Raw genomic sequence first — 9,303 nt, 5'->3', positions numbered from 1 at the left:
TTGGCTTAAGGTTTAATCTAATAGCTGGTTTGTACAACTATGAACTTCGTCTGCCCAAAACCGAATCTGTTTAACTGACTTTTGCAAGAGGTCTATTCTATCGCTGAGGCATCTTTTGATTCTTCCTCTTTTTTAAACTTGTCAAACTTTGATTAATATTTTATTTAAAATTTTGTATAAATTTAGTTAAATTAAGAGTTGTAAAAATATGGTTGGTAGGTATTCCCTATTTTAGAACTTCGTCTAAAAAAACTGATTCTCAAGGGAATCCTACCTGTTCGTTACAAAACTGTCACCTACCTATGTAGAAAATCATTAGTCACTGTCGTTATCACAACAGTCTTTCGTACCTTTCTTGGGGTATCTAAACTCGTGAACATGGTGATGGTGGTGATGGTGGTAGTGATATTTCTTTCCACCACAATGTTTGCATCCTCCAGATAGAAATTGCTGTTCCTCTGTGGATAACTCCACAAATGCATTAGATTCCATAACTTGATATGACATAATTTTTGCCTCACTTACTGACAGAGGTGCTGCACAAATGAGTAAAGTGTGTAACACCTCTGTTATTATTTCTAAATACATTTTCTAAATATTAAATTCCCCTAAAGTTAGAAATAAGTAGACTAAATTTATGACTTTCGGCTCATGACAAATCTAATTCTAGTTTCAAGGAAAGTTTTTTTAAACGCTAAAAACAATCTCACTCTTTTTAAGTATTATGCAAAAATAACCTGAACACTTTTTATAGCATCTTGTAGCTTGTAGAGTGGGCATTATAATGACTACCCTAATATAGTTTTTTGGACAAACTTATGATAGGAAGTAGCTTAAGAGTTGAGTGACGGCATGTCAAAAGCAGAGTGATATTAGCCCCCTTAAAAATGAGGAAAAACCCAAATTTTCAAGGGGAAATAAAAGCCCTCAAGAAAAACTCTATATTAATGTGACTTATATACTACCAGTGAATACCCGCTCAGCAGATCCAGTCATATAAACACGCTGATCTATTGCTGACCATTCGATTTGTAAAGCTCCACCGGGTAATTCTACGGTAGCGCTGCGATCGCATTTGTCTGTCAATACACCAGCTACCAAAGCAGCACAAGCACCAGTACCACAAGCCAGAGTGATTCCAGCACCTCTTTCCCATACCCGCATTTTTAGATAGTCACGGCTCACTACTTGAATAAATTCGGTATTTGTCCGTTGGGGAAAAACTGGATGATGCTCAAACTGGGGGCCGATGGTTTCTAAGGGAATTGCTGCGACATCTTTCACAAAAGTAATGCAGTGAGGATTTCCCATACTCACACAGGTAACATTCCAAATTTGCTCGGCTACTTCTAGCGGCTGATTAATAACTTTTTCTTGGGCGGGTACAAGGGTGGTAGGAATTTCTTGAGCGAGTAAACGGGGTAAACCCATATCTACCTTAACTTGACCATCAGACATGAGTTGAGGTGTGATGACACCAGCTAATGTATGAACGCGATATCGGTCTTGATTTCGGGATTCGCCCTCTAAATCTGCCAAAAACCCAGCTAAGCAGCGAATACCATTACCGCACATTTCCGGCTCTGAACCATCAGAATTAAAAATTCGCATGGTGTAGTCAGCACCTTTTTCTCCAGGTAGGGCAAAAATTACACCATCAGCACCGATGCCAAAGTGGCGATCGCACAACTTGATCGCTTGCTCTGGTGTCAGTGCAGGCGCAGATGACGAGCGATTATCAATCAGAATAAAGTCGTTACCCAGACCATGATACTTAGTAAATTCGATTGCCATTTCTCGAAGGATGAATTATCAAGGATTAGTTACTGTTAATCGGGTATTAGGGATTGCGAAGAATTCAGTCCCCAGTCCCCAGTTCCCATTCCCTTAATTTTGCATACATCATTACCAAAAATGCTGACAACTGAATTTGATACCTCACTGCCTAGCATTCGGCAAGTGCAACACCTGATTAAAGAAACAATACAGGTGGAATTTAAACTAGTGACAGGAGATTTGCTTACAGGTAGGGTTTTATGGCAAGACTCATACTGTGTATGTATTGTAGATGAGAACAGTCAGCAAACCACTATTTGGAAGCAAGCGATCGCTTACATTAAGCCTAAGAGTTAGTCAATTGTCCTTTGTTAACATCCAATTACAAATGACCAATGACTAATGACTAATGACTATTCCCGCCAATTATCTAGAGGTAGAAACTCTTTAAGCGCTTCTGCCTCAGCAGCTTTCACCACTGGGAGAGATAGAGAAACTGCACTGGTTGAGGCAAACAACGGTTGTAGTTGATTCAGACTGGGCAAACTACCGCACAATAGCACTTGATCACCCAAGCGTAAATCTATACTGTCATCAGGAGAGCGGATAAACTTACCATCTCGCCGGATGGCTTGCACTTGTCCTCCAGATGACTGTTGGATATCCAAATTTGCAAGGGTTTTACCCAAAACTGGGGAATCACTATTAATTGTTATCCACTGGCAAGCACTATTTTCACCGGGAACAGCCACCTGTCCTTTAGCTAATTCTGCCAAAGCCGCCAGTTCCTCATCTGCACCCACTACCAGGAGGCGATCGCCTTCTTCTAATCTAGTTTGATTATTGGGATAATCTATTTCATCGCCGTTAGCGCGGCGAATTGCCATTAAACTCGCTCCTGTGAGATAGCGCATATCTGCTTCTTCTATACTCATACCTATCAAGGGCGAATCAGATGGTAGGGGATACCAGCGCCGATTTAAATCGCGGGTTGCTTGCTGCAAATCGTAGGAAACTTCTGATGCAGAACGCTCTGGGCGTAATTGTAAATAATGATCGTTGCGGATTTGCTGCATTTCCCGCTGCAAGACGTCTGGTGACAAGCCTAAGCCAATTAATAGATGGGTTGCCATTTCTAAGCTGGCTTCAAACTCTGGTTGCACAACTTCCCTGGCTCCCAATTGGTAAAGCACTTCAATATTTTTATCTTGGGTGGCGCGGACGACCAAATCTAGTTCTGGACACAATTCTAAAGCGCGTTTTAGGCAAAGACGGGTACTCATGGGGTCAGGAAGCGCGATCGCCATTCCTTTAGCATGGTTGACTCCAGCTGTTTCCAGAACGTGTAAACTGACGCAATTACCATATACATAAGACACTCCGGCATCACGTAACTGCTGAATTCTATTTTCTGATTGGTCGATGACAACTATAGGTAAGTTGTGTTGCTGCAACAACTTGACTAAATTCCTACCGACTCGCCCATAGCCACAAACTACTACATGGTCTTTTAAGGGTAGTTCTTCTGACATATCGCGTGGCTGATCTTCTTCTAAATATAGTTTCAGCCAAGGCATTGATTCGGCAAAGTTAAATAAAAATGGTACTAACCGCAGTACAAAAGGCGTAAGTACAAGTGTGACTGCTGTGGTTCCCAAAATTAGTAAATATATCTGTCGGGATACCAACCCCAACACTTGCCCTTCACTAGCAAGAACAAAGGAAAATTCCCCAATTTGAGCTAATCCTAACCCGGCAATTAAAGCTGTTTTCAACGGGTAGCGGAACAGTTTCACTAAGGGCGTGATAATCAAAAACTTACCCACAAAAACTAGTGCCACCAGCCCCAGAATCAATTCTAGGTTGTTCCACAAAAACACTGGGTCAATTAACATCCCAATGGCGGCAAAAAATAAACTAGCAAAAATATCTCGCAGCGGCTCTACATAAGTTAAGGTTTGGTCGGCGTACTCCACCTCAGAAATCATTAAACCAGCGACAAACGCCCCCATCTCGATAGATAGTCCCAAATACTCTGTTAACAGTGCAATACCTAAACACAAGGCAACTACGCCTAATAAAAAAAGCTCTCGGCTTTCGGTGCGGGCTAGCATTCGCAACAAAGGGGGGATCAGCCAAATTCCCGCCGCCACTGCGCCAGCTGCAAATAAACCAATCCGCAGCAGTGCTGTTAACACGGCGATGCCAATAGTTTCTGCTGGTTGGTTGAGGGCTGGTAACACGGCTAGCATCAGTCCTAATGCCAAGTCCTGCACGACCAAAATCCCCAACATTACTTGACCGTGGGGTGTATCTGTTTCGTTGCGTTCCATCAAGCACTTGAGGACAACTGCTGTGGAAGATAAAGACAGAATTGAGCCTAAAAACACACCTTTAGCAGGTAAGGTTCCCCAAGCTCCTGTTACCCCACATACCAAAACCGTGATCAAAATCGTCAGCGCAATTTGGAGTCCTCCGCCTCCAAGAGCGATCGCTTTTACCTTTTTGAGTTCTGCAAAGGAAAATTCCACTCCCAAAGCAAATAACAAAAAGGCGACGCCGAACTGTGCCAGAGTTTCCACTTGAATAACTTCTTTAATCAGTCCCAGTCCGGCTGGCCCTACAATCATCCCGCCGATGAGATACCCCAGTAACACTGGTTGTCGTAACAGCGCCGCTAACAGTCCGCCACAAGCTGCAACGGCGAGAACTAAAACTAAATCAACAATTAGCCTAAAATCTTCTTGCACCAGTTTTTAACAGAACTATTAAGACCCATTGAACTCAGCATACAAAGTTTTATATGTCTGAGGAATAGGATGTTGATGTAGAGATTGCAAAATTTGCTGAATCTAAAATAAAAAACCTCGGCGAAACTAACCGAGGTAGGAGAGAGAAGTCAGAATGACAATTAAAGATACAAATACTGAATTTAAAAAGTATTAGTTAACCACTTACGGAAAACTAAAATATTGCGGTGACGCTATACACGTAAAATTTGGTTACACACTTTGTTTTAATGTAATTAAACATAACAATATTGTTACGATATGTCAATAGGTCTTGACGCTAAAAGGCTAATAGCGTTAATAAGAGTTGCTTATTAAGGATAAGAATTGATACTCCCCACGGCTTCTAGCCGTGGGATTCTTGAAGAGTCCACAAACGAACTTTCAATGGTGCTATCAAAGACACCCTACTGATTCCGCTAAGGTCTAGACCTAGTTTTATCGCTACTTTGGCTATAATATTTGCCGCGCCGTTGGCATCAGCTTGTACAAACTCGATTCCATATTGTTCGCATAACTGAGCAATTCTTTCTTGAAGACGCGCTGTAGGAATTTAAACAAACTTTTAATTGTTCTTTTTACCCATATTAGCGCTGTCTTTTTGTCCTTTGTTCCAACCAAAAACAATGATGAACGCCCTTTCATGTAGCGAACAAGTTTTGCAATACCAAAGTCAAGAATCTCACGGCTTCAAACCGTGAGAACATCAAAACTTCTGCATATTTTTACTTACGGGGTCAAAACCTCTAGAAAACCTAGTACTTTCGTCATAGCAAGCTCCAGTAAGATCTGCTCCATACAACTTGGCATAATTAAGTTTGGCTCCCCGAAGATTTGCTTCATTCAGCTTGACACCGCTCAAATTAGCTCTGGTCAAATTTGCTTTAGCTAAGTTAGCTCTACTCAAATCTGCTCCCCAAAGTTTGGCTTTAGCTAGATTAGCTCCGCTTAAATCTGCTCCCCATAAGTTGATTCCCGGCAGATAAGCTCCAATTAGCTTGATTCCAATTAAGATAGCTGCTGGAAAATATCTTTCCCCTGCGGCATAACGCCGCTTTAATTCTGCCGTGTCCATGTTATGTTGACCTTTTTCAGCAACAAAGAAACTATTTGTTCCCATTCCTGGTCTAGCTCTTTGAAAAACTCTGGCTGACCACTGCGTCGATACCAGAAATGGGCATTGCTCAAATCACCCTCTTTTCGGTGTAGATAGGCATGAACCCAAGCACTGTCAGCATCGCTAGCATTTTGGACTATTTCGTGTGCCTGTTCCCAATCACCTTTCTTGTCATACCACATTGCTCGCAGAGCTTCTGGCAGTGTATTGAGATATGAGGGCTGTTTTTCGATCAATTGCTGAAATTCCTCTGTAGTCACGATCGCCATCCAAAAATTATCAAACCTCTATATTTAAATTTAAGATAATCCTTGGACTGTCCGCAGGCGATATCTTGAAATTAGTGCGTTACACCGCGTTAACGCACCTACTAATTAATACAGTAAAACTACGTCTTTCTATTTATTACTCGTCAATTTGACCAATTCGACGTATATTCAGAATGTCGCTCATTTTCTTGATTTGGGTAAACACTTGCTCTAATTGAGAGCGATCGCGTATATCGATCCCCAAGTCCATTAATGCTGGTTGACCAATCGCGGTTTTTACCTGAGCATGACGTACATTGATCCCTTGGTCGCTCAACCGGGACAAAATATCTTTTAACACTCCTACGCGATCAAGTGCTTCAATTTGAATATCCACTGGGTAAGTGTGCGGACGACCGCTGTTTTCAGCCGTTGAGTTCCACCTGACTGGTACTAGCCGCTCATATTCGACATTTTCCAGATTATGACATCCTTGGCGATGAATCGAAATTCCTCTACCTCGTGTGACTACACCGATAATTGGTTCGCCAGGAATTGGGGTACAACACCCAGCCAGATGATAAACTAATCCTTCTACCCCGACAATTGGTGAATCAGTACGGGAGGTAGTTGCAGGCGCATCTCGCAAAGCTTTTGCTGTAGTTGGCTCTTTGGGGATAAATGGGGTTGCAATGGTGACTGGTTGTTGTGCTTTCACCACTTCGCGCCAACGATTTAGCACTAGGTTTAGTGTGACTTCACCGTAACCTAAACCTGCAAGTAAATCTTCCACACTGTGGTAGTTACACTTTTCTGCGACACTTTCCATCGCTTCTGACTTGAGCAGGCTATCAAAACCAGTTTTACCAAGTTCTTTTTCTAACAATTCCCGCCCACGGGCGACATTCTCTTCTCGGCGCGATCGCTTGTACCATTGTTTAATCCGATATTTTGCCGCGGAAGTTCTGACAAAGTTCAACCAATCCAAACTCGGATGACCGTTTTTCTGAGTCATAATCTCCACGATATCGCCATTATGCAGCCGTGTTGACAAAGGTACCATTCGCCCATTTACTCGTACCCCTGTACAGTGATTGCCCACTTCTGTATGAATGCGATAAGCAAAATCGACACTGGTAGATCCAGGGCTTAAAGGAACAACATCCCCCTTAGGGGTGAAGACATAGACATCATCTTCAAATAGATTGTCCTTGACACTATCAAGATATTCTTGTGCATCCTTAAGATCGCTTTGCCATTCTAAAAGCTGTCTCAACCAAGTAAACTTCTCATCTGCCGCCGTTAAATGGCTATTGCTAGAACCGCCTGTTTCTTTGTACTTCCAATGAGCAGCAATCCCGTACTCGGCGATATGATGCATTTCTATCGTCCGAATTTGTACTTCCAAAGGACGACCAGTCAAACCAATCACTCCAGTATGCAACGACTGGTAACGATTGGGCTTAGGCAGTCCAATGTAGTCTTTAAATCTACCGGGAATTGGGCGAAAAGCATCGTGAACTATTGCTAAAGCACGATAGCATTCTTCATTGGTTTGGACAATAATTCGCAGCGCTGCCAAATCGTAAATTTCATGAAATTCTTTTTGCTGCCGCTGCATTTTTTGGTAAATACCATACAAGTGCTTAGGACGCCCACTAATATCCTGGCAGCGAATTCCCGCTTGCTGCAAACGCTCCCGCAAAATATCCGTAGCTTTAGCTAATTTCTCTTCCCGCGCTGTCCGTTTTTCAGAAACATGCTGCTGAATTTCGCGGAAAGCATCCGGTTCCAGATATTTAAAAGCTAAATCTTCCAGTTCCCATTTAATCCGCCAAATCCCCAAGCGATTAGCTAAAGGTGCAAAGATATCTCGCGTTTCTTGAGCGCTACGGCGGCGGCTAGCCTCTGGCATATATTGTAAAGTTCGCATATTATGCAAACGATCTGCCAATTTCACCACAATTACTCGAATATCTTGCGCCATTGCCAAAAACATCCGTCGGAAGTTTTCGGCTTGGCTTTCAGTTTTGCTTTTAAAATTGATTTTAGAAAGCTTGGTGACACCTTCGACCAATTGTCGTACTTCTGGCCCAAAGCGTTCTTCTATTTCTTCAATTGTGACATCTGTATCTTCAACTACATCATGGAGAAAACCAGCTGCTATCATAGCAGGACTGCCTCCCAAGTCACGCAGTGATCCAGCTACAGCAACAGGATGAGCAATGTATGGTTCTCCAGATTTGCGGTATTGACCTTGATGAAGTTGATAAGCAAATTCAAATGCGCTAGCAATCAAAACGGTATCACTATGCCTTCGGTCATCTTCTGCTTCGCTGCTACTTGCTGATGCTCCCTTCAAGCATTTCTGTAACCAGTCTGGAAGGGTAAGATCAATTGAGGAATTTATCGCTATGCTGCTCATACAATTGGGACTAAAGGTGATCGGTAGATAAGCGAGTGATAGACAAAACTGGCAGCATCGTACTTAGAAGATGCTGTTGCCCAGAGACGGGTGTAAAAAGTAGTGCAAGGATGATTCTTAAGTTTCTGATAGCAATCATCCGGCAGAATTTAAAGGATCATAAACTTGAAAATCCATTGATTGCAAACAAAGCCTCAAGTCTTTATTTGAGGCTTTTGATGCTAACACTAACTCAGAAAAGTTTATTGTAGAAGAAAAATTACTTGACATTAATACTATCTTAACTAGCACTGGATGTCTTTAAATCTTGAGAAATATCAGGCACTAGCAACATTGCTAGAGCAGTTACGTGCTGATGCTACCATAACTGGACTAGATGCACCTGCGCTGAGGCAGCGTTTGGCCTCGGTACAGCAGTTGTTTGGGCGGGAAATTGTGCCTTTGACTGATGGAAATTTGCGGGTACAGTCTTATCGGACGGAAATCAGCAAGCAATTGCGCTTGTTGGAAATAGATGTGATGTTTTTCCAAGGAGCGCGACAGGCATCTACTGCACAGGCGAGACTTCAGACTATTAGCGATCGCCTGACAACTCTGATCCAATACTGTGATGCCATTATGCAACAAAAAGCGGAGGGAGAAAAATAACAATTGTTCACCTTTTTCTCTAGTTACTTCATCATCCCATTGACGACCCATAGTTGAAAGTTATTTTGGCAACAAGTTTAAACGTTGCTATGGCAAAGTGTTGAGTATAAAGTCAGTTGCTTGATTACTCTCTTGCAATCAACACTGTCTTAACTTATGTGACTACGGCCATACATGCGCTTCGGCTCAATCACTAGTGTATTAACCCACATTCCGCAGGTCTATCAGTTGAGAAGATAATATTTTCTGCAAGGCGCACCAAGAAACTGTAGAATCCATAGTCGTTCATCAGTAAGATTG

The 9,303-nt window shown here is 42.4% G+C and carries 8 protein-coding genes; 2 read left to right on the top strand and 6 right to left on the bottom strand.

Annotated elements, in window-relative coordinates; genetic code table 11:
- Window positions 1-315 precede the first annotated feature (315 nt).
- The gene (locus HCR01_RS35825; RefSeq protein ID WP_193200658.1) at window positions 316-507 is read right to left on the bottom strand and encodes a hypothetical protein; all 192 of its coding nucleotides are present in this window, start codon (window positions 505-507) and stop codon (window positions 316-318) included.
- A gap of 447 nt (window positions 508-954) precedes the next feature.
- Window positions 955-1,794, bottom strand: coding sequence for a diaminopimelate epimerase (gene dapF / locus HCR01_RS35820; protein ID WP_193200657.1), 840 nt, complete (start codon window positions 1,792-1,794; stop codon window positions 955-957).
- A 120-nt stretch (window positions 1,795-1,914) separates the two neighbouring features.
- Between dapF and HCR01_RS35815 the strand changes: the two genes are divergently transcribed.
- Complete coding sequence (locus HCR01_RS35815; protein WP_193200656.1) at window positions 1,915-2,133, top strand: Hfq-related RNA-binding protein; 219 nt, start codon at window positions 1,915-1,917, stop codon at window positions 2,131-2,133.
- 56 nt (window positions 2,134-2,189) lie between these two features.
- On the opposite strand, the gene HCR01_RS35810 is transcribed toward HCR01_RS35815, so the two are convergent.
- From HCR01_RS35810 to HCR01_RS35795, 4 genes are all read right to left on the bottom strand, one after another.
- Window positions 2,190-4,526 (bottom strand): cation:proton antiporter, encoded by a 2,337-nt coding sequence (locus tag HCR01_RS35810; protein WP_193200655.1) that lies wholly within the window; start codon window positions 4,524-4,526, stop codon window positions 2,190-2,192.
- 745 nt (window positions 4,527-5,271) lie between these two features.
- Window positions 5,272-5,640, bottom strand: a complete 369-nt coding sequence (locus tag HCR01_RS35805) for a pentapeptide repeat-containing protein (RefSeq protein ID WP_193200654.1) — start codon at window positions 5,638-5,640, stop codon at window positions 5,272-5,274.
- Window positions 5,622-5,942: a tetratricopeptide repeat protein gene (locus tag HCR01_RS35800; RefSeq protein WP_193200659.1), complete on the bottom strand. Its 321-nt coding sequence runs from the start codon at window positions 5,940-5,942 to the stop codon at window positions 5,622-5,624. The genes HCR01_RS35805 and HCR01_RS35800 overlap by 19 nt, the downstream gene beginning before the upstream one ends.
- 145 nt (window positions 5,943-6,087) lie before the next feature.
- Window positions 6,088-8,355, bottom strand: coding sequence for a RelA/SpoT family protein (locus HCR01_RS35795; RefSeq protein WP_193200653.1), 2,268 nt, complete (start codon window positions 8,353-8,355; stop codon window positions 6,088-6,090).
- 294 nt (window positions 8,356-8,649) lie between these two features.
- On the opposite strand from HCR01_RS35795, the gene patD reads away from it, so the two are divergent.
- Complete coding sequence (gene patD / locus HCR01_RS35790) at window positions 8,650-9,003, top strand: heterocyst frequency control protein PatD (RefSeq protein WP_193200652.1); 354 nt, start codon at window positions 8,650-8,652, stop codon at window positions 9,001-9,003.
- The last annotated feature ends 300 nt before the right edge of the window (window positions 9,004-9,303 follow it).

Origin of the sequence: Nostoc sp. MG11, from assembly GCF_014904695.1 — a bacterium.
GTDB lineage: Bacteria > Cyanobacteriota > Cyanobacteriia > Cyanobacteriales > Nostocaceae > Komarekiella.
The sequence above is the reverse complement of the archived record's forward strand: the minus strand, read 5'-3'. Positions and strand labels throughout refer to the sequence as shown.